This is a genomic window from Streptomyces sp. NPDC000134 (assembly GCF_042899225.1).
Taxonomy (GTDB): domain Bacteria; phylum Actinomycetota; class Actinomycetes; order Streptomycetales; family Streptomycetaceae; genus Streptomyces.
Genome location: NZ_JBIAZN010000005.1, coordinates 242,974 through 268,748 on the forward strand (window position 1 = coordinate 242,974; position 25,775 = coordinate 268,748).

The 25,775-nt window shown below is 70.6% G+C and carries 20 protein-coding genes; 7 read left to right on the forward strand and 13 right to left on the reverse strand.

What is annotated here, in order from left to right:
* Nucleotides 1-32: 32 nt before the first annotated feature.
* Entirely contained in the window at nucleotides 33-1,394 is a 1,362-nt protein-coding gene (gene pafA, locus ACFY32_RS09970; RefSeq protein WP_359202262.1) for a Pup--protein ligase, read from the reverse strand.
* A 9-nt stretch (nucleotides 1,395-1,403) separates the two neighbouring features.
* Entirely contained in the window at nucleotides 1,404-2,663 is a 1,260-nt protein-coding gene (locus ACFY32_RS09975) for an MFS transporter (protein WP_359202260.1), read from the reverse strand.
* A 103-nt stretch (nucleotides 2,664-2,766) separates the two neighbouring features.
* Between ACFY32_RS09975 and ACFY32_RS09980 the strand changes: the two genes are divergently transcribed.
* A complete protein-coding gene (locus tag ACFY32_RS09980; protein WP_390673856.1) occupies nucleotides 2,767-3,780 on the forward strand; it encodes a LacI family DNA-binding transcriptional regulator in 1,014 nt (337 codons plus the stop codon).
* A 46-nt stretch (nucleotides 3,781-3,826) separates the two neighbouring features.
* On the opposite strand, the gene prcA is transcribed toward ACFY32_RS09980, so the two are convergent.
* The 5 genes from prcA to arc all read right to left on the reverse strand — a co-directional run bounded on the left by prcA (nucleotide 3,827) and on the right by arc (nucleotide 9,656).
* Entirely contained in the window at nucleotides 3,827-4,573 is a 747-nt protein-coding gene (prcA, locus tag ACFY32_RS09985; protein ID WP_359202256.1) for a proteasome subunit alpha, read from the reverse strand.
* A gap of 60 nt (nucleotides 4,574-4,633) precedes the next feature.
* Nucleotides 4,634-5,479, reverse strand: coding sequence for a proteasome subunit beta (gene prcB / locus ACFY32_RS09990; RefSeq protein WP_359202254.1), 846 nt, complete (start codon nucleotides 5,477-5,479; stop codon nucleotides 4,634-4,636).
* 276 nt (nucleotides 5,480-5,755) lie between these two features.
* Nucleotides 5,756-5,974, reverse strand: a complete 219-nt coding sequence (locus ACFY32_RS09995) for a ubiquitin-like protein Pup (protein ID WP_016325855.1) — start codon at nucleotides 5,972-5,974, stop codon at nucleotides 5,756-5,758.
* A 168-nt stretch (nucleotides 5,975-6,142) separates the two neighbouring features.
* Complete coding sequence (gene dop / locus ACFY32_RS10000) at nucleotides 6,143-7,654, reverse strand: depupylase/deamidase Dop (protein WP_359202251.1); 1,512 nt, start codon at nucleotides 7,652-7,654, stop codon at nucleotides 6,143-6,145.
* Nucleotides 7,655-7,889: 235 nt separating this feature from the next.
* A complete protein-coding gene (gene arc, locus ACFY32_RS10005) occupies nucleotides 7,890-9,656 on the reverse strand; it encodes a proteasome ATPase (protein ID WP_359202249.1) in 1,767 nt (588 codons plus the stop codon).
* Between the two features lie 243 nt (nucleotides 9,657-9,899).
* On the opposite strand from arc, the gene ACFY32_RS10010 reads away from it, so the two are divergent.
* Nucleotides 9,900-10,205 (forward strand): ferredoxin, encoded by a 306-nt coding sequence (locus tag ACFY32_RS10010; protein WP_359202247.1) that lies wholly within the window; start codon nucleotides 9,900-9,902, stop codon nucleotides 10,203-10,205.
* A gap of 73 nt (nucleotides 10,206-10,278) precedes the next feature.
* Here ACFY32_RS10010 and ACFY32_RS10015 read toward each other — a convergent pair whose 3' ends face one another.
* The 3 genes from ACFY32_RS10015 to ACFY32_RS10025 form a co-directional block, all read right to left on the reverse strand.
* Nucleotides 10,279-10,857 (reverse strand): hypothetical protein, encoded by a 579-nt coding sequence (locus ACFY32_RS10015; RefSeq protein WP_359202245.1) that lies wholly within the window; start codon nucleotides 10,855-10,857, stop codon nucleotides 10,279-10,281.
* 244 nt (nucleotides 10,858-11,101) lie between these two features.
* The gene (locus tag ACFY32_RS10020) at nucleotides 11,102-12,004 is read right to left on the reverse strand and encodes a tRNA (adenine-N1)-methyltransferase (RefSeq protein ID WP_359202243.1); all 903 of its coding nucleotides are present in this window, start codon (nucleotides 12,002-12,004) and stop codon (nucleotides 11,102-11,104) included.
* 127 nt (nucleotides 12,005-12,131) lie between these two features.
* Complete coding sequence (locus ACFY32_RS10025) at nucleotides 12,132-13,619, reverse strand: site-2 protease family protein (protein ID WP_390673857.1); 1,488 nt, start codon at nucleotides 13,617-13,619, stop codon at nucleotides 12,132-12,134.
* A 194-nt stretch (nucleotides 13,620-13,813) separates the two neighbouring features.
* Between ACFY32_RS10025 and ACFY32_RS10030 the strand changes: the two genes are divergently transcribed.
* On the forward strand, nucleotides 13,814-14,830 hold the full coding sequence (locus tag ACFY32_RS10030) for a RecB family exonuclease (protein WP_390673858.1): 1,017 nt from the start codon (nucleotides 13,814-13,816) through the stop codon (nucleotides 14,828-14,830).
* A gap of 14 nt (nucleotides 14,831-14,844) precedes the next feature.
* Nucleotides 14,845-15,516, forward strand: coding sequence for a response regulator transcription factor (locus ACFY32_RS10035; protein ID WP_355930560.1), 672 nt, complete (start codon nucleotides 14,845-14,847; stop codon nucleotides 15,514-15,516).
* A 74-nt stretch (nucleotides 15,517-15,590) separates the two neighbouring features.
* Here the strand turns inward: ACFY32_RS10035 and ACFY32_RS10040 are convergent, their stop codons facing one another.
* From ACFY32_RS10040 to metH, 3 genes are all read right to left on the reverse strand, one after another.
* Nucleotides 15,591-17,195 (reverse strand): ABC transporter substrate-binding protein, encoded by a 1,605-nt coding sequence (locus ACFY32_RS10040; protein WP_390673859.1) that lies wholly within the window; start codon nucleotides 17,193-17,195, stop codon nucleotides 15,591-15,593.
* A gap of 448 nt (nucleotides 17,196-17,643) precedes the next feature.
* Nucleotides 17,644-18,345, reverse strand: a complete 702-nt coding sequence (locus ACFY32_RS10045) for an HAD family hydrolase (protein WP_390673860.1) — start codon at nucleotides 18,343-18,345, stop codon at nucleotides 17,644-17,646.
* A gap of 107 nt (nucleotides 18,346-18,452) precedes the next feature.
* The gene (metH, locus tag ACFY32_RS10050) at nucleotides 18,453-21,965 is read right to left on the reverse strand and encodes a methionine synthase (RefSeq protein ID WP_390673861.1); all 3,513 of its coding nucleotides are present in this window, start codon (nucleotides 21,963-21,965) and stop codon (nucleotides 18,453-18,455) included.
* 344 nt (nucleotides 21,966-22,309) lie between these two features.
* Here metH and ACFY32_RS10055 point away from each other — a divergent pair, with 344 nt between their 5' ends.
* From ACFY32_RS10055 to glpK, 3 genes are all read left to right on the forward strand, one after another.
* On the forward strand, nucleotides 22,310-23,074 hold the full coding sequence (locus tag ACFY32_RS10055) for an IclR family transcriptional regulator (protein ID WP_359202230.1): 765 nt from the start codon (nucleotides 22,310-22,312) through the stop codon (nucleotides 23,072-23,074).
* Nucleotides 23,075-23,373: 299 nt separating this feature from the next.
* A complete protein-coding gene (locus ACFY32_RS10060; RefSeq protein ID WP_390673862.1) occupies nucleotides 23,374-24,168 on the forward strand; it encodes an MIP/aquaporin family protein in 795 nt (264 codons plus the stop codon).
* A 56-nt stretch (nucleotides 24,169-24,224) separates the two neighbouring features.
* Nucleotides 24,225-25,763, forward strand: coding sequence for a glycerol kinase GlpK (glpK, locus tag ACFY32_RS10065; protein ID WP_390673914.1), 1,539 nt, complete (start codon nucleotides 24,225-24,227; stop codon nucleotides 25,761-25,763).
* Nucleotides 25,764-25,775 lie beyond the last annotated feature (12 nt).

A 25,775-nucleotide genomic window follows, 5' to 3' on the forward strand; every position in this document is an offset into this window, starting at 1 on the left:
TGTGGCGTTCCGGCCTTTTCCCACCGGATGAGCTACATGCCGGCGATCAGCTTCTCCACGCGGTCGTCCACGGAGCGGAACGGGTCCTTGCACAACACCGTGCGCTGGGCCTGGTCGTTCAGCTTGAGGTGGACCCAGTCGACCGTGAAGTCGCGGCGCTGTTCCTGGGCCCGCCGGATGAAGTCGCCGCGCAGCCGGGCCCGAGTGGTCTGCGGAGGCACGGACTTGCCCTCGAAGATCTTCAGGTCGTTGGCGATCCGGGCGGCCTGGCCCTTCTTCTCCAGCAGGTAGTACAGGCCACGACGGCGGTGGATGTCGTGGTAGGCGAGGTCTATCTGGGCGACCCGCGGATGCGACATGGTCATGTTGTGCTTGCTGCGGTACCGCTCGATGAGCTTGTACTTCATGACCCAGTCGATCTCGGTGTCGATGCGGTCGAGGTCCTCGGCCTCGATCGCGTCCAGGGTGCGGCCCCACAGTTCCAGCACCCGCTCGACGGTGCCGGTGCGGATGCCGCGGCGCTCGCAGAAGTCCACGGCCTTGTCGTAGTACTCGCGCTGCACCTCCAGGGCCGATGCCTCGCGGCCGCTGGCCAGGCGCACCTTGCGCCGCCCGGTGATGTCGTGGCTGACCTCGCGGATCGCCCGGATCGGGTTCTCCAGGGTGAGGTCGCGCATCACCGTGCCGGCCTCGATCATGCGCAGCACCAGGTCGGTGGCGCCGACCTTGAGCAGCATGGTCGTCTCGGACATGTTCGAGTCGCCGACGATGACGTGGAGCCGGCGGTAGCGCTCGGCGTCGGCGTGCGGCTCGTCGCGGGTGTTGATGATCGGCCGGGAGCGGGTGGTCGCCGAGGAGACGCCCTCCCAGATGTGCTCGGCGCGCTGGCTGACGCAGTACACGGCACCGCGCGGCGTCTGCAGCACCTTTCCGGCGCCGCAGAGCAACTGCCTCGTCACCAGGAACGGGATGAGGATGTCCGCGAGCCGGGAGAACTCCCCGTGCCGGGCCACCAGATAGTTCTCGTGGCACCCGTAGGAGTTGCCCGCCGAGTCGGTGTTGTTCTTGAACAGGTAGACGTCGCCCGCGATTCCCTCCTCGTGCAGGCGTCGTTCGGCATCTACCAGGAGTCCCTCGAGAATGCGCTCGCCCGCCTTGTCGTGGGTGACGAGTTCGGTCACGTTGTCACATTCGGGTGTGGCGTATTCCGGATGCGATCCGACATCGAGATAGAGGCGGGCGCCGTTGCGCAGAAAGACATTGCTGCTGCGGCCCCATGACACGACACGGCGGAAGAGGTACCGCGCCACCTCGTCAGGCGACAGGCGGCGCTGTCCCCTGAACGTGCACGTGACGCCGTACTCGTTCTCCAGCCCGAAAATGCGGCGGTCCATGACTGAACATTACGCCCGATCCCCGGAACTGAAACGGGGTTCGACGGCACGGTTTGGATCATTTTCCGATGAAGCCGCAACCACCCCGTGCCGCGCGGGAGCTGCGAGGACCCGTCCGGTGGCCGCCAGCACCAGCAGCGACAGGGCTCCCGCGGCACCCGGCACGGCGAAGCCCCACAGCGCCCCGCCGGCCTCGACGACCGGCCCGGTCAGGCCCGTTCCGACCGAGGCGCCCACGGTGAACGTCGTCACCAGCCAGGAGAACGCCTCGGTGACGGTCCCCCGGGGGGCGTGCCGGTCGACGAGCACGAAGGCGCAGGCGATGGCCGGGGCCAGGAAGATCCCGGCCACCGCGGTGAGCAGCACCATGGGGACCACGTCCGGCATCAGCGTCAGCGGCAGGTAACACACCGCCAGCAGGGCGACCAGCGCGCGCAGTCTGCGCGCGGGCTCCCCGGACCACCGCCGCGCCCCGTACACGGACCCGCCGATCAGCGCGCCGAGCCCGAGCGCGGCCATCAGCCAGCCGTACACGGCGTCGCCGCCGTGGTCGTCCGCGTACGGGACGGCGGCGACGGTGATGGAGCCGAGCGCCATCCCGACGAACAGGAAGGCGCCGAGCAGCGCCAGCAGCCCCGGGGAGCGCAGCGCGCCCAGCCAGTGCGCCTCGCGCGGAGCCGACCGCCACGCGCGTGCGGGCGGCGACACGGCGACCGAGAGGGCGCCGAGTATCCCGATCACGTTGAGCACGAGCAGGGCGGCCTGCGCCGACCACAGGGACACGCACAGCGTCACCAGCAGCGGCCCGACGGTGAACATGACCTCCTGGGCGACGGCGTCCATCGCGTACGCCGTGTGGACCTGGCCCTCCTTGGGCAGCACGCTGGGCCACAGCGCCCGCAGGCCGCCCTCCAGCGGCGGGGTGAACAGGCCGGCCGCGGCCACCGCCGCGTAGGCGACGGCGACCGGATCGGTGCCGGCGAAGGCGAACACGGCCATCGCCGCGCCGGACAGCAGCGCGGCGGGCAACTGCACGCGAGGCTGCCCGTAAAGGTCGACCAGCCGGCCGAGCACGGGCTGCCCCACCGCGTTGGCGACCCCGTACACGGCCGCCAGCGCCCCGGCGAGGCTGTACGTCCCGCCCTCCGCCCTGACGAACAGCACGACGGCGATCGCCGCGGTGGCGTTGGGCAGCCGCCCGACGAGCGTGCCGACCAGCAACCGGACGGCGTGCCGCGCCCGGAGGATCTCCAGATACCCCGTGGCCACGCTCGACTCCCCTCACCCGACGCAAGACGTTTTACGTATAACTAGCGTCCCCATACGTACCATGGCCGCTGTTCACGAGTCCAGACGAAGGAGCGGGCCCACGGTGGCACGAGGCAGCACACGCCCCACGAGCCGGGACGTCGCCCAGGCCGCCGGCGTCTCCCAGGCCGCGGTCTCCCTGGTGCTGGGCGACAAGTGGCGCGGGCGGGTCTCCGAGCCCACCGCGGAGCGGGTACGCCGGGCCGCCCGGGACCTGGGCTACCGGCCCAACCTGGCGGCCCGCAACCTGCGGCTGGGCCGCACCCGGACGGTGCTGCTGGTGGTCCCGGCGCTGACCACGGAGTTCTTCGCCGGTGTCTACACGGGCGCCGCCCGGGTCGCCGCCGAGCACGGCTTCGGTGTGGTGCTCTACCCGTCGCCCGAGGGCATCGGCCCGGCCCGGGACCCGTTCGCCTCGGCGCAGGCCGCGCTGGACGGGGTGATCGCCTCCTCGATGGCCGCCGACGCGCTCACCGCGATCCGCGGCGACCAACTGCCGCTGGTGATGCTGGACAGCGAACCGGCGGGCAGCCTGGGCGCGGCCACGGTGAACCTGGACATCACCGACGGCATCCGCCAGGTCGCCGGTCATCTGCTGGGCCTGGGCCACCGACGCTTCCTGCACCTGGCGGCGGACGTGGCGTCCTGGACCTTCGAGGTACGGGCCCGGGAACTGGCCGCTCGCCTGGGCGCGGTGCCGGGCACCGAACTGCGGACGGTCCGCGCCCCCCTGTCGTTCGAGGGCGCGCGGGCGGCCACGGAGACCGCGCTGACGGGGGCCGGGGCGGGCCGGCCCACGGCGGTGGTCTGCGACGACGACAAACTCGCGGCCGGCGCCTACAAGGCGCTGCGCCGCCTCGGGCTCCGGGTCCCCGACGACGTGTCCGTCACCGGCCTGGACGACCTCGCCCTGGCCACCGCCATCGACCCGGAGCTGACGACGGTCCGCCTGGACGCGGAACTCTTCGGCGAGCGCGGCATGAGGGCACTGCTCGCGGTCCTCGAGGGCCACGCCCCCGAGGACGGCGACATCCCGGTGGAACTGGTCGTACGGGGGTCCACCGCGCCCCCGCGGTGACCCGGCCGCCCGCAACCGGGTGGCACGGTGTCACTCCCGCTCGGAGTCACTCCTTTTCGGAGTCGCTCTCCGTGGCCGGTGTCCCGTTCGCGGACGCCTGGTCGAGGAGCCGCGACAACTGGCCCCCCGTGATGCGCTTGAACTTGCGCTTCTGCGGGCGCGTGCGGTCCAGCACCGCCACCTCCAGCTTCTCGGCGGGGATCTCCCGCTGGCTGCCGTTGGTGTCGCGGGACAGGGCCTGCACCGCCAGGTGCAGCGCCTCCGCCAGCGTCATGCCGTCGCGGTGCCGCTGGTCGAGGTACCCGCTGATCTGCTCCGCGTTGCCGCCGACCGCGACCGAGCCGTGCTCGTCCACGATCGAGCCGTCGTGCGGGAGCCGGTAGATCTGGTCGCCCTCGGGCGTCTCCCCGACCTCGGCGACGACCAGCTCCACCTCGTAGGGCTTCTCGGCCGCGCTGGAGAAGATCGTGCCCAGCGTCTGCGCGTAGACGTTGGCCAGGCCCCGGGCCGTCACGTCGTCCCGGTCGTAGGTGTAGCCGCGCAGGTCGGCGTAGCGCACGCCGCCGATGCGGAGGTTCTCGTACTCGTTGTACTTGCCGGCCGCGGCGAAGCCGATCCGGTCGTAGATCTCGCTGAACTTGTGCAGCGCGCGGGACGGGTTCTCGCCGACGAAGACGATGCCGTCGGCGTACTGGAGCACGACCAGGCTGCGGCCTCGGGCGATGCCCTTGCGGGCGTACTCCGCCCGGTCGGCCATGGCCTGCTGGGGTGAGACATAGAACGGCGTCGACACCGGTTATCCGTCCCTTTCTGATGAAGTCACGTGAGCACCTGACAACAAAGCGACCGCCCGCTACAGCAGCGCGGCCCGCGGGCCGTCGGGCAGCTCCAGCCGCCGCTCCAGCACCGCGCGGGCCAGGTCGGAGGACTCGTCCTCGGTGAGCCTGCGGAAGCCGTCCTCGGTGATCACGGTGACGATGGGGTAGATCCGGCGGGCGACATCGGGACCACCGGTCGCCGAGTCGTCGTCTGCCGCGTCGTAGAGCGCCTGCACCACCAGGGTGGTGGCCTGCTGCTCGCTCAGGTCGTCGCGGTAGAGCTTCTTCATGGCACCGCGTGCAAAGATCGATCCCGATCCCGTGGCGGCGAAGTGGTGCTCCTCGGAGCGGCCGCCCGTCACGTCGTAGGAGAAGATGCGGCCCTTGGCGCGGTCCACGTCGTACCCGGCGAACAGGGGGACCACGGCCAGGCCCTGCATGGCCATGCCGAGGTTGGACCGGATCATCGTCGACAGGCGGTTGGCCTTGCCCTCCAGGGACAACTGGGCGCCCTCGACCTTTTCGAAGTGCTCCAGTTCGAGCTGGAAGAGCTTCACCATCTCCACGGCCAGGCCCGCCGTGCCGGCGATGCCGACCGCCGAGTACTCGTCGGCGGGGAAGACCTTCTCGATGTCCCGCTGGGCGATGACGTTGCCCATGGTGGCGCGCCGGTCACCGGCGAGGACCACGCCGCCGGGGAACGTCACGGCCACGATCGTGGTGCCGTGCGGGGCCTCGACGACGCCCTGCACCGGCGGCAACTGACGCCTGCCCGGGAGCAGCTCCGGCTGGTGCTCGGCGAGGAAGTCCATGAACGAGGAGGACCCCGGCGTCAGGAAGGCAGCCGGCAGACGCCCGGTGCTACGAGTGTTGGCTTCCACGCGATTCCTTCCACGTATGCGACAGCCCGCCGTGGGACGCCGGGCCGATCCTTCGACTGCCCCAGCGGCCTGACGGCTGGGGCTCAGGTATGCCACGGACCCTACCCGCCCCACGGCGGTGATCCACATACCCGGTGGAAGCCACGGAAACGCCCCACGGCCCCCCGGCGGAAGCCGTGTGCGGCGCGGCCGGAACCGCGCCGCACACGACTGCTCGCACTCCGCTCATCCACTGCTCGTACGGCCCGCGGACCGTAGGGACGAAGGCAGGGCGGCCTACTGGCCGCCCTTTTGCACGAAGGACCGCACGAAGTCCTCCGCGTTCTCCTCGAGGACGTCGTCGATCTCGTCCAGGACGGAGTCCACGTCGTCGCTCAGCTTCTCCTGGCGCTCCTTGAGGTCCTCGGAAGCCTGCGCGTCCTGCGCCTGCTCCTCGACCTCCTCGGTGGAACGCGTGGCCTTCTGCTGCCCGCCGCCGGTGTCCTTGGTCGCCATCACCCTCACCCCGCTCGGTTCGCCCGACACAGTTGCTCGGTCAAGATCAGACCCTACAAGCCCGGTCTGACATCGGCCCCGCAGTTCACTCAACGTGCGGAGGCCATCTCGATGATTCCCGGAGCGGGGCCTTTCACCCCGTCCGGCCTTGCCCGCCCGGGTACCCGCTCAGTGCCCGGACAGCACCCTGACCAGGTCCTCCGCCGTACGGCAGCGGTCCAGCAGCTCCTTCACGTGATTACGCGTTCCGCGAAGCGGTTCCAGGGTTGGGACGCGCTGGAGGGAGTCCCGGCCCGGCAGATCGAAGATCACCGAGTCCCAGGAGGCCGCCGCCACGTCGTCCGCGTACTGCTCCAGACAGCGCCCGCGGAAGTACGCGCGGGTGTCCTCCGGCGGCTTGGTGCGGGCCCGCTCGACCTCGCTCTCGTCCAGCAGCCGCTTCATGCGCCCGCGGGCCGCCAGACGGTTGTAGAGGCCCTTCTCGGGGCGTACGTCGGCGTACTGGAGGTCGACGAGGTGCAGCCGGGGCGCGTCCCAGTCGACGTCGTCGCGGCGCCGGTAGCCCTCCATCAGCTCCCGCTTGGCGACCCAGTCCAGCTCGCCGGCCAGGCTCATCGGGTCGTTCTCCAGGCGGTTGAGGGTGTCCTCCCAGCGGGCCAGGACGTCCTTGGTCTGGTCGTCGGCGTCCGCGCCGTAGCGCTCCTCCACGTACTTGCGGGACAGCTCGTAGTACTCCATCTGGAGCTGGACCGCGGTGAGCGTCCGGCCGCTGCGCAGGGTGACCAGGCGCTTGAGGGCCGGGTCGTGGGAGACCTGGTGGAGGGTGCGGACCGGCTGGTCGACGGCCAGGTCGACGGCGATGAAGCCGTCCTCGATCATCGACAGGACCAGGGCGGTGGTGCCCAGCTTGAGGTAGGTCGAGATCTCGGACAGGTTGGCGTCGCCGATGATCACGTGCAGCCTGCGGTACTTCTCCGCGTCGGCGTGCGGTTCGTCGCGGGTGTTGATGATCGGGCGCTTCAGCGTCGTCTCCAGGCCGACCTCGACCTCGAAGTAGTCGGCGCGCTGGCTGAGCTGGAAGCCGTGCTCGTGGCCGTCCTGGCCGATGCCGACGCGGCCGGCGCCGGTGACGACCTGGCGGGAGACGAAGAACGGCGTCAGGTGGCGCACGATGTCCGAGAAGGGGGTCTCCCGCTTCATCAGGTAGTTCTCGTGCGTGCCGTAGGAGGCGCCCTTGTTGTCGGTGTTGTTCTTGTAGAGGTGGATCGGCTGCGCCCCGGGCAACTGGGCGGCCCGCTCCGCGGCCTCGGCCATGATCCGTTCGCCGGCCTTGTCCCAGAGCACGGCGTCCCGCGGATTGGTCACCTCGGGGGCGCTGTACTCGGGGTGCGCGTGGTCGACGTAGAGCCGGGCACCGTTGGTGAGGATCACGTTGGCCAGGCCGATGTCCTCGTCGGTGAGCTGGCTGGAGTCGGCGGCCTCGCGGGCGAGGTCGAAGCCTCGCGCGTCCCGCAGCGGATTCTCCTCCTCGAAGTCCCAGCGGGCCCGCCGGGCCCGGTGCATCGCCGCCGCGTAGGCGTTGACGATCTGGGACGAGGTGAGCATGGCATTGGCGTTGGGGTGACCGGGGACGGAGATCCCGTACTCCGTCTCGATGCCCATTACTCGCCGTACGGTCATGCGGCCCTCCTTGCCCGGCGGCGCCCTCGGTCGTGGACGCCGCTCAAGTACCGCTGGCGCTCCGGTGCGTGTGCGGTGTCCGTCCCCGCACTGCGCGACTCGGCGGTACGAGAGAGCCTAGAACGCCTCTGCGCTGGTGGGGAGATCATTTGCGTCATTGCCTTGCTCCAGCCGTGGCCCCGTAAAACAGTCGGCTGCGGGTACCCGCCGAGGGCACCCGCAGCCGCCCCGCCTTTTACAGGTACTGACCGGTGTTCGCCACCGTGTCGATGGAGCGCCCGGTGTCCGCGCCCTGCTTTCCGGTGACGAGCGTACGGATGTAGACGATCCGCTCGCCCTTCTTTCCGGAGATGCGGGCCCAGTCGTCCGGGTTGGTGGTGTTCGGCAGGTCCTCGTTCTCCTTGAACTCGTCCACGCACGCCTGGAGGAGGTGGGAGACGCGCAGGCCCTTCTGGTTCTTCTCCAGGAAGTCCTTGATCGCCATTTTCTTGGCGCGGCCCACGATGTTCTCGATCATGGCGCCGGAATTGAAGTCCTTGAAGTAGAGGACTTCCTTGTCGCCATTGGCGTAGGTGACCTCCAGGAAGCGGTTCTCCTCGGATTCGGCGTACATCTGTTCCACCGCCGTCTGGATCATGCTCTGGACGGTGGCGGCCCGGTCCTTGCCGTGCTCCGTGAGGTCCTCCTCGTGCAGCGGGAGGCGCTCGGTCAGGTACTTGCCGAAGATGTCCTTGGCCGCCTCGGCGTCCGGACGCTCGATCTTGATCTTCACGTCCAGCCGGCCGGGACGCAGGATGGCGGGGTCGATCATGTCCTCGCGGTTGGAGGCACCGATCACGACCACGTTCTGCAGGCCCTCCACACCGTCGATCTCGGCGAGCAACTGCGGGACGATGGTGTTCTCCACGTCCGAGCTGACGCCCGATCCACGGGTGCGGAAGAGGGACTCCATCTCGTCGAAGAAGACGATGACGGGGGTGCCCTCACTGGCCTTCTCCCGGGCCCGCTGGAAGACCAGGCGGATCTGCCGCTCGGTCTCGCCGACGTACTTGTTCAGCAGCTCGGGGCCCTTGATGTTGAGGAAGAAGCTCTTGCCGGCGGCCTGGCCGGTGACCTCGGCGACCTTCTTGGCCAGCGAGTTCGCGACCGCCTTGGCGATGAGCGTCTTGCCGCAGCCGGGCGGCCCGTAGAGCAGGACGCCCTTGGGCGGACGCAGCTCGTGCTCCTTGAACAGGTCGGGATAGAGATACGGCAGCTCGACCGCGTCGCGGATCATCTCGATCTGCCCGCCGAGGCCGCCGATCTGCTCGTAGCCGATGTCGGGGACCTCTTCGAGGACGAGTTCCTCGACCTCGCTCTTGGGGACGACCTCGTAGACGTAACCCGACCGGGGTTCGAGCAGGAGGGCGTCGCCGGCGCGGATGGTGACGTTCCGCAGCGGCTCGGCGAGCCGGACCACTCGCTCCTCGTCGGTGTGCCCCAGCACCAGGGCGCGCTCGCCGTCCTCGAGGATCTCCTTGAGGGTGACGATGTCGCCGACGCTCTCGAACTCCATGGCCTCGACCACGTTGAGCGCCTCGTTGAGCATCACTTCCTGGCCGCGCCGCAGTCCGTCGAGCTCGACGCTGGGGCTGACGTTCACCCGGAGTTTGCGGCCTCCGGTGAAGATGTCGGCCGTGCCGTCCTCATTGGCCTGCAGGAAGACTCCGAAGCCGGCCGGTGGCTGGGCCAGCCGGTCGACCTCCTCCTTGAGGGCCACGATCTGGTCGCGGGCCTCGCGGAGCGTGTTGGCCAGTCGCTCGTTCTGCGCGGACACGCCGGCCAGATTGGTCTGCAACTCGACGATCCGCTCTTCGAGAATCCTCGTGTGCCGCGGAGAGTCGGCGAGCTTGCGTCGCAGGACGGCGATCTCCTGCTCGAGATAGGCAATCTGACCGGTCGGGTCGTCGGACCCGCGTCCCGGGCGGATGCCGCGGTTCATGTCGTCGTCGTGGGCTGCCACGGTCCTCACCTCCTCCAAGGGGAGCTGGACGCTTCCAGACCCTACCTGGGTGGGTGTCGATTGAAACCCCTAGATCACAAAGACGGTCGGGGTGTGTCCGATCTTCACCCTTGCGCTCTCCCTCACGCCAGGCCAATACCCAACGAACGCGACGGGAAAGCAACCGGAGGTAGGGTCGAAGCGTTCAACACCCGTCAGAGCTGGCCGGATTCCCGTCGGCTCGGCGCCGAAACGGCAGGAGAGATGAGCGTGCAGCAGGAGGCCGGAGTCGACAGCGAGGCGCTGGAGGTCTGGATCGATCAGGACCTCTGTACCGGCGACGGCATCTGCGCCCAGTACGCGCCCGAGGTGTTCGAGCTGGACATCGACGGTCTGGCCTACGTCAAGGGCGCGGACGACGAGCTGCTGCAGCAGCGGGGCGCGGCAACACCCGTGCCGTTGCCGCTCCTCACGGACGTCGTGGACTCCGCCAAGGAGTGTCCGGGCGAGTGCATCCACGTACGTCGGGTTTCGGACAGGGTCGAGGTCTACGGTCCGGACGCAGAGTAATCAAATCGTGACCGTTCGTGCACAATCCGTGACCGCTGTCTGATTGCTCACAGCCGTCGGACGGCCGGTTCCGTCAGACCGCGTGCGCCTCGGAGGGCGTGGAGCGGACGAACGCGCCGTTCTTCCACTGCCACTTCGCGCCGTCCTTCAGGTCGGGGCAGCAACTGGGCACCTCCTGCGACGAGTAGCCGAGCAGGGTGGCCAGTACGGCGCCGTCGCGCACGGAGAAGTCGGTGACCGTGCGGCGGTCCGCGGGGTCCACCAGGGTGGCCACCACGCGGGGCTTGCCGCCGACCGGGTCCCGGGTGAGGACGTAGACGCCGTCGGGCGGGGTGCCCATGGGGGCGTCGCAGTGCACCACGGCCACGGTTTCCGGGCGGCCGTCGCCGTCGAGGTCGCCGCTGGCCTTCTTCCGCACCAGCGCCTTGACCGGGCCGCACTCCAGGGGGAACGCGACGTCGGCCGGGTCGGGCGGCGTGAGCCGCGCCGGGGCGGTCTTCGTCTCGGGGCCGGCCGCCTGGGCCGCGGTGGCCGCATCGGGCTGCAGGACGGCGGAGAGGGCCACCACGGCGGCGACCGCGGTGGCGGTGGCGACCCAGTGGATCGGACGGGTGTGGGTGTGTGCCAGGTCCGGAACGGCGGGGTGCTGCACGAGGAGTGTCTCCTGTGAGGGCTGTGCCGGTGGGATGGCCAGCATCGTGCCACACGTCACAGTGCGGGGGAACGGCGGGGTGGGTACCCGGGGTGGTTCACCGGCCGGTGTCGCGTGTGGTTCGTCTTCCGGGCCGCCGGTCCGACGTCCCGCCGGCCAACGGAACGACACCGTGGCCGAGTTCCCGGTCGGTCGCGGGAACTCGGCCACGGTGTCCGTACGTTGGTGCTGGTGGCGGGGTGGCTCAGCGGCCGGCGCCGCCGCCGGCGTTGGGGCCCTCGTAGTCCTCGCCGTAGGCGCCCTTCGCGGGGCGTCGGCGGCGCATGGGCGGCTCCACGCCGTCGGCGAGGCGGCGGGCGGTGAGCAGGAAGCCGGTGTGGCCGATCATCCGGTGGTCCGGGCGGACGGCCAGGCCCTCGACGTGCCAGTTGCGGATCATCGTCTCCCAGGAGGTGGGCTCGTTGAAGCAGCCGATCTCCCGGATGGACTCCACGGTCCGGGCCAACTGGGTGGTGGTCGCCACGTAGCAGCAGAGGATGCCGCCGGGGACGAGCGCCTTGGAGACGGCGTCCAGGCACTCCCAGGGGGCGAGCATGTCGAGGATGACGCGGTCGACGTCCGGGTCGGACAGGTTGTCCTGGAGGTCCCCGACGGTGAGCTGCCAGGCGGGGTGCGGGCCGCCGAAGTAGCGCTCCACGTTCTGCCGCGCGATGTCGGCGAAGTCCTCGCGGCGCTCGTAGGAGTGCAGCATGCCCTGGTCGCCGATGGCGCGGAGCAGGAAGCTGCTGAGCGAGCCGGAGCCGACACCGGCCTCCACGACGCGCGCACCGGGGAAGATGTCGGCGAAGGCCAGGATCTGCCCCGCGTCCTTGGGGTAGACCACGGCGGCGCCGCGGGGCATGGACAGGACGTAGTCGGGGAGCAGGGGGCGCAGCGCGAGATAGGCGACGTTCCCGGTGGTACGGACAACGCTGCCCTCGGGAGCGCCGATCAGCTCGTCGTGCGGGAAGGAACCCTTGTGGGTGTGGAAGTTCTTCCCGGCCTCGAGCGTGAACGTGTAGTGGCGGCCCTTGGGGTCGGTCAGCTGAACCTGGTCCCCGACCTTGAAGGGCCCGCGCCTGCGGGCGGCACCGGTCGGTTCGGACATGTGACCAGCCTACCGGTCCGCTGAGGGGGCGCCGACCACAAGGGGCTGTCGTTCGGATCAGGTCGCAGGGAAGCTGCCGCGCCTCCTGCCAGGCCCCGCGTCTGCGGGCTGATCCGGACGACAGGCCCTAGGAGGGGCGGGCCATCGCCTTCACGAAGGCGCGCTCCACGTCGGCCGCGGACAGCACGCCGTAGATCTCGCCGGTCTCCTCGACCACGAGGTATTCGCTGGCCGGGGTGGCGCGCAGGACGTCGAGGAGGTCCTCGCCCGCCAGCTCGGCGGAGACGCGCATGCCGTCGGTGAGGTCATGGGCGAGGCCGCCCACCGCGACCCAGGGGCGGCGGTGCTCGGGTACGCCGACGATGGCGGCCTCGCGGACCAGCGAGAGCGGGGTGCCCTCGGGGTCGACGACGACCAGGGCGCGGGCCCCGGCGGCGTTGGCCCGGCGCAGCGCCTCGGAGAGCGGGGTGTCGGTCTCGACGGGGACGGCACGCCGGGTGAGGTTGCGGGCGCGCAGCTCGGGCAGGTGTTCGCGCAGGCGGGCCATCCGCAGGCTGTTGCCGGCGCCGGTCCAGATGATCGCGGCGAGGATCGCGGCCAGCAGGGCGTCCATGACGGTGTCCATGCCGACGTTGTCCACGGCGTCGGAGCCGAGGGCGCCGGACTGGGTGAGCAGCGGCAGTCCGATCAGGACGCAGATGGCGAGCGCCCGGCCGACCCAGGCGGCGGCGACGGTGCCGGTCATCGGCCTGCCGCTGATCTTCCAGACGACGGCGCGGAGCATCCGGCCGCCGTCCAGGGGGAGGCCGGGGAGCAGGTTGAAGGCGGCCACGATGAGGTTGGAGATCATCAGGCCGGCCAGCAGGACGCCGGGGACGGTGCCGGGCTCGACGGGCAGCAGGGCGAGGTAGAAGACGCCGGAGAGGACCAGGGAGAGCAGCGGGCCGACGAAGGCGAGGACGAACTCGCGGCCGGGGGTCTCGGCCTCCTTCTCGATCTCGGAGACGCCGCCGAAGAACTGGAGCTGGATGCGGCGGACCGGGAGGGCGAAGCGGAGCGCGGCGACGGTGTGGGCCAGCTCGTGGACGAGGACGGAGGCGTAGAAGGCGACCGCGAAGAAGAGGGAGACCAGGTAGCGGGCGGCGCCCAGCTCGGGCAGCACGCGGTCGAGCTGGCCGCCGAAGACCCAGGTGATGAGGGCGGCGACCAGGAACCAGCTCGGGGCGACGTACACGGGCACACCGAACGGGCGCCCCATCAGCAGCCCGCCGCCGGGCTCCCGGGGCCGCCGCGGCGGGGGACCGGACGCGGGCGCGGGGCGCCCGGCGCCGCTTTCGACGGCCCGCCTCTGCCCCGCGTCTCCCCGCCGCCCTTCCTGACCGTCCGGCCCGTCCGGCCCGTCCGAAGCGTCGTGTTCCGCCCGTACCTCCTCGGCGGGTACGTCGTGGTCCCGGGCCGGCGGAGGCGAGGCAGGGGCGCCGGGGTCCGGCCGGGAGGTGTCGCCGTCGGGGGCCGGGCCGGGGCGTGCCGGGCCGGGGGCCGGGGGCCCGGCGTGGTGCTCGGCCGACTCGTCGCTGCCGGACCGCGGCTGCCCGCTCCCGCCGCTCACGTCCACGGTGTCCCCTCGTTCGAAGCGTCTCCCGCGCCTGCCGGGCGCAAGGGTCTCCAGTCGATGGTATGCGGCGGTCGCGAACCGTTCCGCCCCGGCACCCCACTGCTTCCCCCGCGTCACACCGGTCACACGGGCCACGGCGACGGCGACGGCGACGGCTGGGGCGATGTCGGTGGCGGCCCGTAAGGTCTGTGGGCATGGAGACGAGCATCGAGGGTGTCGTGCCGGACACCGGCGGTCCCGCCGTGCCGGTGGGCCCGCCGGGGCCGGCCGGACCGCCGGCGGCGACGGCCGCGGCGACAGTGACGGCCGTGCGGGAGCGCGCGGCGGGTGCGGACCCGGCCGCCGGGTCCCGGCCCGCCGCGACGGCGCCCGCCTCGCTCTCCCCCTCACGGGCCGGCGACTTCATGCAGTGCCCGCTGCTCTACCGCTTCCGGGTGATCGACAAGCTGCCGGAGAAGCCGAGCGAGGCGGCGACCCGGGGCACCCTGGTCCACGCGGTGCTGGAGCGTCTTTTCGACTCCCCGGCGGCCGAGCGCACCGCACCGCGCGCCAAGGCGCTGGTCCCCGGCCAGTGGGACCGGCTGCGCGAGAGCCGGCCGGAGGTCGTGGAGCTGTTCGCGGACGACCCCGAGGGCGAGCGGCTGGCGCGCTGGCTCGCCGAGGCCGAGCGCCTGGTCGAGCGCTGGTTCACGCTGGAGGACCCCAGCAGGCTGGAGCCGGCCGAGCGGGAGCTGTTCGTCGAGGCGGAGCTGGACTCCGGGCTGAGGCTGCGCGGCATCATCGACCGGGTCGACGTGGCGCCCACCGGTGAGGTGCGGATCGTCGACTACAAGACCGGCAAGGCGCCCCGCCCGGAGTACGCCGAGGGCGCGCTGTTCCAGATGAAGTTCTACGCCCTGGTGGTGTGGCGGCTGAAGAAGGTCGTGCCCCGGCGGTTGCAACTGGTGTATCTCGGCAGCGGTGACGTCCTGACGTACGACCCGGTCCTCGCCGACCTGGAGCGGGTCGAGCGCAAGCTGCTCGCGCTGTGGGAGGCGATCCGGCTGGCGACCGAGACGGGTGACTGGCGACCGCGTCCCACCAAGCTCTGCGGCTGGTGCGACCACCAGGCGCACTGCCCGGAGTTCGGCGGCACTCCCCCGCCGTATCCGCTGCCGGTGAGGGCGGCCGACCCGGGGGCCGGCGCGCAGGGCAGAATGGGGCCGGACTAGCGAAGGAGACTTACGTGGCCATCCGCGTCCTACTGGTCGACGACCAGCCGCTGCTGCGCACGGGCTTCCGGATGATCCTGGAGGCCGAGCAGGACATCGCGGTCGTCGGCGAGGCCGGAGACGGCCTCCAGGCCCTCGACCAGGTGCGGGCGCTGCAGCCCGATGTGGTGCTGATGGACATCCGCATGCCGCGGATGGACGGGGTGGAGGCGACCCGTCAGATCACCGGCCCCGGGCGGGACGGCCCGGCGAAGGTGCTGGTGCTGACCACCTTCGACCTCGACGAGTACGTGGTGGAGGCGCTCCGGGCCGGGGCCAGCGGCTTCCTGCTGAAGGACGCCCCGGCCGATGAACTGGTGCAGGCGATCCGGGTGGTGGCGGCCGGCGAGGCGATGCTCGCGCCGAGCATCACCAGGCGGCTGCTCGACAAGTACGCCACGCATCTGCCCTCGGGTGACGAGCCGGTCCCGGACACCCTGCACACGCTCACCGACCGCGAGGTGGAGGTGCTGAAGCTGGTGGCGCGGGGGCTGTCCAACGCGGAGATCGCCGCGGACCTGTTCGTCAGCGAGACCACCGTCAAGACGCATGTCGGGCACGTCCTGACCAAGCTGGGGCTGCGCGACCGGGTGCAGGCGGCGGTGTACGCGTACGAGAGCGGACTGGTGCGTCCCGGCGCGCAGTGACCGCGCCGCGCACGCGAAGGGCGCCCCTCCCGTCGAGGAGGGGCGCCCTTCGCGTGTGCGCGGTGCGGGGCGGATCAGCCGCTGACGCCCCGGCTCAGCTCCCACAACTGGAGCGAGGCGGAGGAGTTCAGGACGTAGGCCGTGCCCGTGATGTCGTCGCGGGCGGCGACGTACTGCTTGCCCTGCCACAGCGGCAGCAGCGGGACGTCCTGGGCGGTGATGTTCTGGATCTCCGTCAGGCTCTCCACGGCGGACAGCCGGTCGGCCTCACGGCGCGACTCCGGGATCAGCGTGTTGATGATCTTGGAGTTGGAGTACGGCGAGTTGAGGGTGTTGTCCTTGTCCAGGAAGGGCGCGATGAAGCTGTCGGCGTCCGGGAAGTCGGGGAACCAGCCCATGCCGTAGACGTCGTACTCGCCCTTGCGCTCCGCCACGCTGTACTTGCTCCAGGGCGTGCCCTGGATGTCGATGTCGAACAGACCGCTGTCGTTGAGCTGCTTCTGCAGCTCCTCGAACTCCTTCTTGGTGACGGAGCCGTAGTGGTCGGTGGTGTAGTGCATCGTCAGCTTCACCGGGGTGGTGACGCCGGCCTGCTCCAGGTCGGACTTGGCCTTGGCGGGGTCGGGGTCGCCGTACTCGTTGAAGAAGGAGTTGGAGTGGCCGGTGATGCTGGCCGGGACCATCGAGTACAGCGGCTCGGCCTGGGAGCCGTAGACCTTGGAGACCAGCTCGTTGCGGTTGATGAGCTGGGCCATGGCCCGGCGGACGGCCTTGTCCTTGACGGACGGGGCGGTGGTGGTGAAGGCCAGGTAGCGGATCTCCAGGCCGGACACCTCGACCAGGTCCACGGCGCCGTCGGAGGCGTTGGAGAGCTTCTGGACCTGCTCCGGCGTCATCGAACGGGTCATCAGGTCGATGTCGCCCTTGTCCAGGGCGGAGCCCATGGTCTCGGCGTCCTCGAAGGAGACGATCTCGGCCTTGTCGTTGTTCACCTTCAGACTCCCCTGGTAGTTGGGGTTCTTGGTGAACACGGCCTTGGTCATCTCGTCGCCGCGGACCTCGGGCTTCATGGTGTACGGGCCGGAGCCGGACACCTCGAAGCCGTCGCGCAGCTTGTTCTTGTCGTAGTCGTCGGGGTTGACGATGCCGGCGACAGGGGTCGACAGCTTGAACGGGAAGGTGGCGTCCGCGGTGTTGAGATGGAAGATGATCTCGCGGTCGCCCTGCGTCTCGATGGTGTCGATGGTCGACAGCAGCGCGAAGACACCGTTGTCGGCCTTGATCGACAGCGCCCGCTCCATCGAGTACTTCACGTCGGCGGCGGTGACCGGGTCGCCGTTGGAGAACTTCAGGCCGTCGCGCAGGGTGCAGGCGTACCGCTCGTTGCCGGTGTCGGTGAACCCGCACTTCTCGGCGGCCTCGGGTACGGGCTCGCCGTCGCCGCGCGGCATGGTCATCAGCGTCTGCTGGGTCTGACGCAGGATGTTCCAGGTGCCGACGTCGTAGGCGTACGCCGGGTCGAGGGGCGCGGGGGCGGCCTCCGAGGTGGTGAACCGGTCCGTGGTGCCGACGACGATCGCGTCACCATCGCCGCTGCCACCGTCGGACCCGCCACACGCGGCGAGCACCGGCGCGAGCAGGCCGACCACGGCCGGCAGCACCAAAGTCTTGCGGTTCATGCTCGAGTTTCTCCAGAGCTGTCGGGTCCGTGTATCAGGCAAGCGGGGGTGTTGCCGCCGATCACGGGGGTATAGGACCGAGGTTTCTCGCGACGAGATTAGTCCGCGCCCGCAGGAGGGCCCGCAGCCACCGGAGTTGGGTCGCCATCACGCAGCGAAACCGGGTGTGGACGCACCGAAAACCCGACAGCGGAAGCTTTGGTGCACGGTTTCACCAATCAGGACACATGGGCACGCCGCCGACCCGCGCAACCCCGTCGACAGCACACGCGCCGCGCCCTGTCGACCCCCAGGTGAGTGGGGAACGTCACAGAGCGGGTGGTCCGGCCGACCGGGAGAATTCGGCCGCGCCGAGGGGCGGGAATTACTCACGGGTCATCTTCGCGCCCGCGTGGCGACGCCTTCCGGGAATTACCTCGCAATCGACGTTGCACGCTGGGTGAACGGATCAGCGCATTTGCGTCATCAGTCCGCGCAGAAATGCCAGGTCGACCTCTTCGAGCGAGCCGACGACGGTGCGCCGGGCGGCCGGGGCGATGGGGGCGACGGAGGGCACGGCGACGACATGGCAGCCCGCCGCCTCGGCCGCGGCGACGCCGGTCGCGGTGTCCTCCACGACGGCGCACCGGGCGGGGTCCACGCCGAGGCCGGCCGCGGCGGCCAGGTAGGGGTCGGGGTGCGGCTTGGTGCGCGGCACCTCGTCGCCGGCGACCGTCAGCGCGAAGTGGTGGGAGCCGAGGGAGTCGAGCACCTGGTCGACGACGCGCCGGTGCGAGGCGGTGACCAGGGCCGCCGGCATCTTGTGCGCGGACAGCTCCGCCAGCAGTCGCCCGGCGCCGGGCATCAGCGGCAGTTCGCGGCCGATGCGCTGTTCGAAGCCCTCGTTGAGCAGCACGCTCAGTTCGGCCAGCGAGATGCCGGCGCCGGTGGCCTCGATCAGGAAGCCCGCGCTGCGGCTCATGGGGCCGCCGACCACGACATGGCGCCAGGACTCGTCCAGGGTGTGGCCCAGGGCGGCGAACACCTCGACCTCGACGTCCCACCAGAAGCCCTCGGTGTCCACCAGGGTGCCGTCCATGTCGAGCAGTACGGCCTGCAGGGCGGACCCCTCGGCCGTACGGGTGCTGAGCGCGGGAACCGTACTGGTCATCCACATACCTCCTTGAGGGACGATCAGGCCGGTTCCCTGGAACGGGAACCGGCCTGCGGTGGACCGACCAGTGTACGTCGCCCGCGCGTGAAGCGCCTGGCACGGGCTCAGCGGGCGTTGAAGTACTTCGCCTCGGGGTGGTGGATGACGATGGCGTCCGTGGACTGCTCGGGGTGCAACTGGAACTCCTCGGAGAGGTGGACGCCGATGCGCTCGGGCTCCAGCAGACCGGCGATCTTGGCGCGGTCCTCCAGGTCGGGGCAGGCGCCGTAGCCGAGGGAGAAGCGGGCGCCGCGGTACTTCAGGGCGAACATGTCCTCCATGGCGGCCGGGTCCTCGCCGGCGAAGCCGAGTTCGGCGCGCACGCGGGCGTGCCAGTACTCGGCGAGGGCCTCGGCCAACTGGACGGACAGGCCGTGCAGTTCCAGGTAGTCCCGGTAGGCGTTGGCCTCGAACATCCGGGCCGTCTCCGCACCGATGCGGGAGCCGACGGTGACGACCTGGAAGCCGACGACGTCCCGCTCGCCGGACTCCTCCGGGCGGAAGAAGTCGGCCAGGCACAGGCGCCGGCCGCGGCGCTGGCGGGGGAAGGTGAACCGGGTGCGCTCGTTGCCCGCCTCGTCCAGGACGATCAGGTCGTCGTCCTTGGAGACGCACGGGAAGTAGCCGTAGACCACGGCCGCCTCCAGCAGGTTCTCCGTCTGGAGCCGGTCCAGCAGGCCGCGCAGCCGGGGCCGGCCCTCGGTCTCGACCAGTTCCTCGTAGCCGGGCCCGTCGCCGGAGCGGGCCTGCTTCAGGCCCCACTGGCCCTTGAACAGGGCGCCCTCGTCCAGCCAGGTGGCGTACTCCTTGAGCTGGATGCCCTTGACCACGCGGGTGCCCCAGAAGGGCGGCTCGGGGACCGGGTTGTCGGTGGCGACGTCGGAGCGGACGTGTCCGGCCTCGGGGCGCTCCTCGACCTCTACGGTGGCGGCCCGGACCCGGCGCTGGCGCAGCTCGGGCAGCTTGGCGCCGGGGACGCCGCGCTTGATGCCGATCAGGGCGTCCATCAGGCGCAGGCCCTCGAAGGCGTCGCGGGCGTAGCGGACCTCGCCCTCGTAGATCTCGTGCAGGTCCTGCTCGACGTAGGCCCGGGTGAGGGCGGCGCCGCCGAGGATGACCGGGAAGTCGGCGGCCATGCCGCGCTGGTTCAGCTCCTCCAGGTTCTCCTTCATGATCACCGTGGACTTCACCAGGAGGCCCGACATGCCGATGACGTCGGCCCGGTGCTCCTGGGCGGCCTCCAGGATCGCGGAGACGGGCTGCTTGATGCCGAGGTTGACGACGGTGTAGCCGTTGTTGGACAGGATGATGTCGACGAGGTTCTTGCCGATGTCGTGGACGTCGCCGCGGACGGTGGCCAGCACGATGGTGCCCTTGCCGTCGTCGTCGGTCTTCTCCATGTGCGGCTCCAGATGGGCCACCGCGGTCTTCATGACCTCGGCGGACTGGAGCACGAACGGCAACTGCATCTGGCCGGAGCCGAACAGCTCGCCGACCACCTTCATGCCGTCGAGCAGCGTCTCGTTGACGATGTCCAGGGCCGGGCGCTCCCGGAGGGCCTCGTCCAGGTCCTTTTCGAGGCCGTTCTTCTCGCCGTCGATGATCCGCCGCTTCAGGCGCTCGTCCAGCGGCAGCGCGGCCAGCTCCTCGGCCTTGGAGGCGCGCAGCGACTTGGCGGTGGCGCCCTCGAACAGGGCCATCAGCTTCTGCAGCGGGTCGTAGCCCTCGGAGCGGCGGTCGTAGATCAGGTCGAGGGCGGTGGTGACCTGCTCCTCGTCGAAGCGGGCGATCGGCAGGATCTTGGAGGCGTGCACGATCGCCGAGTCCAGGCCGGCCTTGACGCACTCGTCGAGGAAGACGGAGTTGAGCAGGATGCGGGCGGCCGGGTTGAGGCCGAAGGAGATGTTGGACAGGCCGAGGGTGGTCTGCACGTCGGGGTGGCGCCGCTTCAGCTCGCGGATGCCCTCGATGGTGGCGACGCCGTCCTTGCGGGACTCCTCCTGGCCGGTGCAGATGGTGAAGGTCAGACAGTCGACGAGGATGTCCTCCTCGCGGATGCCCCAGTTGCCGGTGAGGTCGTCGATCAGCCGTTCGGCGATCTCGACCTTCTTCTCGGCGGTGCGGGCCTGGCCCTCCTCGTCGATGGTCAGCGCGATCAGGGCCGCGCCGTGCTCCCTGGCCAGCTCGGTGACCTTGGCGAAGCGGGACTCGGGGCCGTCGCCGTCCTCGTAGTTCACCGAGTTGATCACCGCGCGTCCGCCGAGCTTCTGCAGACCGGCGCGGATCACCTCGACCTCGGTGGAGTCCAGCACGATCGGGAGGGTGGAGGCGGTGGCGAACCGGCCGGCCAGTTCCTCCATGTCGGCGACGCCGTCCCGGCCGACGTAGTCCACGCACAGGTCCAGCATGTGGGCGCCCTCGCGGATCTGGTCGCGGGCCATCTCCACGCAGTCGTCCCAGCGGCCGGCCAGCATCGCCTCGCGGAACTTCTTCGACCCGTTGGCGTTGGTCCGCTCGCCGATGGCCAGGTACGAGGTGTCCTGGCGGAACGGCACGGACTGGTAGAGGGAGGCGGCGCCGGGCTCGGGGCGGGGATCGCGGGCCGGCGGGGTGACGCCCCGGACCCGCTCCACGACCTGCCGCAGGTGCTCCGGCGTGGTGCCGCAGCAGCCGCCGACCAGGGACAGGCCGTACTCGCGGACGAAGGTCTCCTGGGCGTCGGCCAGCTCGGGCGCGGTCAGCGGGTAGTGGGCGCCGTCCTTGCCGAGGACCGGCAGACCGGCGTTGGGCATGCAGGACAGCGGGATGCGCGAGTGCCGGGCCAGGAAGCGCAGGTGCTCGCTCATCTCGGCGGGGCCGGTGGCGCAGTTCAGGCCGATCATGTCGATGCCGAGCGGCTCCAGCGCGGTCAGGGCCGCGCCGATCTCGGAGCCGAGCAGCATGGTGCCGGTCGTCTCGACGGTCACCGACACGATCACCGGGAGGTCGAGGCCGAGGGCGTCCAGGCCGCGGCGGGCGCCGAGCACGGCGGCCTTGGTCTGCAGCAGGTCCTGCGTGGTCTCCACCAGCAGCGCGTCGGCGCCGCCCGCGACCAGTCCCTCGGCGTTGCGCTGGTAGGCGTCGCGCAGGGTGGTGTACGGGGCGTGGCCGAGGGTGGGGAGCTTGGTGCCGGGGCCCATGGAGCCGAGGACCCAGCGCTGCCGGCCGTCCCGGGCGGCGAACTCGTCGGCGACCTCGCGGGCCACCCGGGCGCCGGCCTCGGACAGCTCGTGGACGCGGTCGGCGATGTCGTACTCGCCGAGGGCGGAGTGGTTGGCGCCGAAGGTGTTGGTCTCCACGCAGTCCACGCCGGCGGCGAAGTACTCCGCGTGCACGGAGCGGACGATGTCGGGCCGGGTCAGGTTCAGGACCTCGTTGCAGCCTTCCAGTTGCTGGAAGTCGTCCATCGACGGGTTCTGGGCCTGGAGCATGGTGCCCATCGCCCCGTCGGCGACCACCACACGGGTGGCGAGGGCCTCGCGGAGGGCGGTGACACGGGTCCGGGTGTCGGCGGGCGGGGTGGACGGCGACGAGGCCATGAAAAGGGGCTCCCTTGGTGCGACGGCTGTCGGCTTTGCGCCTTCCGGCGGGGCGTCCGGGCGGGGTGCGCGCGGAACGTCCCGGGGAGGACGCACGCGGCCAGGGTAGCCGGGACCCGGGGCTGATGGTCAGTGCGTCCACGGGACGGACGAGGATGAGGAAGCTGCCGGGGCGCGCCGCCGGGCGGTGTGCCGGGGCGCGGGCGCGGCGGCCGGATGCCGATCTGCCATTGGCGGCAGGTCGGCATGGACCGGTAGTGTTCGGCATTGCCGAACAGTGGTACTGCCGAACTGCGGCAGCGACGTCGCGGGTCGGCGGTCGAAGGGACGGAGGCACTACGGCGATGGCACGGAACATCCAGTCGCTCGAACGGGCGGCCGCGATGCTGCGCCTGCTCGCGGGCGGCGAGCGGCGGCTCGGCCTGTCGGACATCGCCTCGTCGCTGGGCCTCGCCAAGGGCACCGCGCACGGCATCCTGCGCACCCTCCAGCAGGAGGGCTTCGTCGAGCAGGACGACGCCTCCGGGCGGTACCAGTTGGGCGCGGAGCTGCTGCGCCTGGGCACCACCTACCTCGACGTCCACGAACTGCGGGCGCGGGCCCTGGTGTGGACGGACGACCTGGCCCGCTCCAGCGGCGAGAGCGTGCACCTGGGGGTGCTGCACCAGCAGGGCGTGCTGATCGTGCACCACGTCTTCCGCCCCGACGACAGCCGGCAGGTGCTGGAGATCGGCGCCATGCAGCCGCTGCACTCCACCGCCCTGGGCAAGGTGCTCGCCGCCTACGACCCGGTCGCGCACAGCGAGGTGATGGAGACCGAGCGCAAGGCGTTCACCGACCGCACGGTCTGCGAACCCGCCGCCTTCGAGCAGGTGCTCGACCTCACGCGCGCCCGGGGGTACGCGGCGGACGTCGAGGAGACCTGGGAGGGCGTCGCCTCCATCGCCGCCCCCATCCACGACCGGCGGCGGATGCCGGTCGGCTCGGTGGGCATCACCGGGGCCGTGGAGCGGCTGTGCCGGGACGGCGAGCTGCGGCCCGAGCTGGTCGCGGCGGTCCGGGACTGCGCCCGCGCGGTGTCGCGGGACCTGGGCGCCGGACGTTTCTGAGCCCTACCGGCGCAAACGGGCCCGGTACGCCGGACGGCGTTCCGGGCCGTCGACCTGCCCCGATGTCCCCGGAAAGCGCATGGATCACCTGTAAACCGACATAAGCGCAGGAAGATCGACAAGCCGCACCAGCCGATAACGATCGTGGTTTCGGTAACAGAGCACTTGACTCATGTGCGACGCCGGGACAAGACTCCCGTCCATCGGTCGGCATTGTCGAACACTTACCGGCAATAAGCGTTAGAGTGTGGCAACGCCAAGGGCCGCCATCCCCTGGACGAAGGACAAAGGAGTCGCGGGTGTCCAGCTCCGACATCTTCATCGGCGAGACCATCGGTACCGCCATACTCATCCTGCTCGGCGGTGGCGTCTGCGCCGCCGTCACGCTCAAGGCGTCGAAGGCGCGCAACGCCGGCTGGGTCGCCATCGCGCTGGGCTGGGGCTTCGCCGTCATGGTGGGCGCCTACATCTCGACCCCGCTCTCCGGCGCGCACCTGAACCCGGCCCTCACGCTGGCCCTGGCGATCAAGGACGGCAACTGGAGCGACGTCCCGGTCTACTGGGGCGGCCAGCTCCTGGGCGCCATGATCGGCGCCACCCTGGTCTGGATCGCCTACTACGGGCAGTTCCACGCCCACCTCACCGACAAGGAGATCGTCGGCGGGCCCGGCGCCCAGACCGGTACGGCCAAGGCGGTCGAGGCCCAGGAGAAGGGCGCGGGCCCGGTCCTCGGCGTCTTCTCCACCGGCCCGGAGATCCGCAACACCTGGCAGAACCTCGCCACCGAGATCATCGGCACCTTCGTGCTCGTCCTCGCCATCCTCACCCAGGGGCTGAACCAGGACGGTGACGGTCTCGGCGCGCTCGGCGTCCTGATCACCTCCTTCGTCGTGGTCGGCATCGGCCTCTCGCTCGGCGGCCCGACCGGTTACGCCATCAATCCGGCCCGTGACCTCGGCCCGCGCATCGTGCACGCCCTGCTGCCGCTGCCCAACAAGGGCGGCTCGGACTGGAGCTACGCCTGGGTCCCGGTGGCCGGCCCGCTGATCGGCGCCGCCGTCGCCGCCGGCGTCTACAACGTCGCGTTCGCGTGAGCGCCGCCGAAACCACCACCGCCACCACCACGGACCACGGACCCCAGGAGCACACAGTGACCGACGCCCACACTGCCGGACCGTTCATCGCCGCCATCGACCAGGGCACCACCTCCTCGCGCTGCATCGTCTTCGACCGCGACGGCCGCATCGTGGCCGTCGACCAGAAGGAACACGAGCAGATCTTCCCCAAGCCCGGCTGGGTGGAGCACGACGCCAACGAGATCTGGGCCAACGTCCAGGAGGTCGTCGCCGGGGCCGTGCAGAAGGCCGGCATCACCCGCGACGACATCAAGGCGATCGGCATCACCAATCAGCGGGAGACCACCCTCGTCTGGGACAAGAACACCGGCGAGCCCGTCCACAACGCCATCGTCTGGCAGGACACCCGCACCGACGCTCTCTGCCGCGAGCTGGCCCGCAACGTCGGCCAGGACCGCTTCCGCCGCGAGACCGGCCTGCCGCTGGCCTCCTACTTCGCCGGGCCCAAGGCCCGCTGGCTGCTCGACAACGTCGACGGCCTGCGCGAGCGCGCCGAGGCGGGCGACCTGCTCTTCGGCACCATGGACACCTGGGTCATCTGGAACCTGACCGGCGGCGTCGACGGCGGCAGGCACGTCACCGACGTCACCAACGCCTCCCGCACCCTGCTGATGAACCTGCACACCATGGCGTGGGACCAGCGGATCTGCGACTCGATCGGCGTGCCCGCCCAGATGCTGCCCGAGATCCGCTCCTCCGCCGAGGTCTACGGCGAGATCAAGGGCGGCAGGCTCGGCGAGCTGCTCGGCGGCATCCCCGTCGCCTCGGCGCTCGGCGACCAGCAGGCCGCCCTGTTCGGCCAGACGTGTTTCGCCGAGGGCGAGACCAAGTCGACGTACGGCACCGGCACCTTCATGCTGATGAACACCGGCGACAAGATCATCAACTCGTACAGCGGCCTGGTCACCACCGTCGGCTACCAGATCGGCGAGCAGCAGCCGGTCTTCGCCCTGGAGGGCTCGATCGCCGTCACCGGTTCGCTGGTGCAGTGGATGCGCGACCAGATGGGCCTGATCTCCACCGCCGCCGAGATCGAGACCCTCGCCCTGTCGGTCGAGGACAACGGCGGCGCCTACTTCGTCCCGGCCTTCTCCGGCCTGTTCGCCCCCTACTGGCGCTCCGACGCCCGCGGGGTGATCGCCGGCCTGACCCGGTACGTGACCAAGGCGCACCTGGCGCGCGCCGTGCTGGAGGCCACCGCCTGGCAGACGCGGGAGATCGCCGACGCCATGACGAAGGACTCCGGCGTGGAGCTGACCGCCCTCAAGGTCGACGGCGGGATGACCTCCAACAACCTGCTGATGCAGACGCTCTCGGACTTCCTGGACGCCCCCGTGGTGCGCCCGATGGTCGCCGAGACCACCTGCCTGGGCGCCGCCTACGCCGCCGGCCTCGCCGTCGGCTTCTGGAACAGCACCGACGACCTGCGCGCCAACTGGCGGCGGGCCGCCGAGTGGACCCCCCGCATGGACGCGGACACCCGCGCCCGTGAGTACAAGAGCTGGCTCAAGGCCGTCGAGCGGACCATGGGCTGGATCGCCGACGAAAGCTGACGAGGAGTAAGA

Coding starts and splice junctions, on each gene's coding strand:
- ACFY32_RS10055 (WP_359202230.1), top strand. CDS start 22,310: ATGGCACGGAACATCCAGTCGCTCGAACGGGCGGCCGCGATGCTGCGC.
- ACFY32_RS10010 (WP_359202247.1), top strand. CDS start 9,900: ATGAGCGTGCAGCAGGAGGCCGGAGTCGACAGCGAGGCGCTGGAGGTC.
- ACFY32_RS09995 (WP_016325855.1), bottom strand. CDS start 5,974: ATGGCGACCAAGGACACCGGCGGCGGGCAGCAGAAGGCCACGCGTTCC.
- ACFY32_RS10045 (WP_390673860.1), bottom strand. CDS start 18,345: ATGACCAGTACGGTTCCCGCGCTCAGCACCCGTACGGCCGAGGGGTCC.
- metH (WP_390673861.1), bottom strand. CDS start 21,965: ATGGCCTCGTCGCCGTCCACCCCGCCCGCCGACACCCGGACCCGTGTC.
- pafA (WP_359202262.1), bottom strand. CDS start 1,394: ATGGACCGCCGCATTTTCGGGCTGGAGAACGAGTACGGCGTCACGTGC.
- ACFY32_RS10040 (WP_390673859.1), bottom strand. CDS start 17,195: ATGAACCGCAAGACTTTGGTGCTGCCGGCCGTGGTCGGCCTGCTCGCG.
- ACFY32_RS10020 (WP_359202243.1), bottom strand. CDS start 12,004: ATGTCCGAACCGACCGGTGCCGCCCGCAGGCGCGGGCCCTTCAAGGTC.
- ACFY32_RS10030 (WP_390673858.1), top strand. CDS start 13,814: ATGGAGACGAGCATCGAGGGTGTCGTGCCGGACACCGGCGGTCCCGCC.
- dop (WP_359202251.1), bottom strand. CDS start 7,654: ATGACCGTACGGCGAGTAATGGGCATCGAGACGGAGTACGGGATCTCC.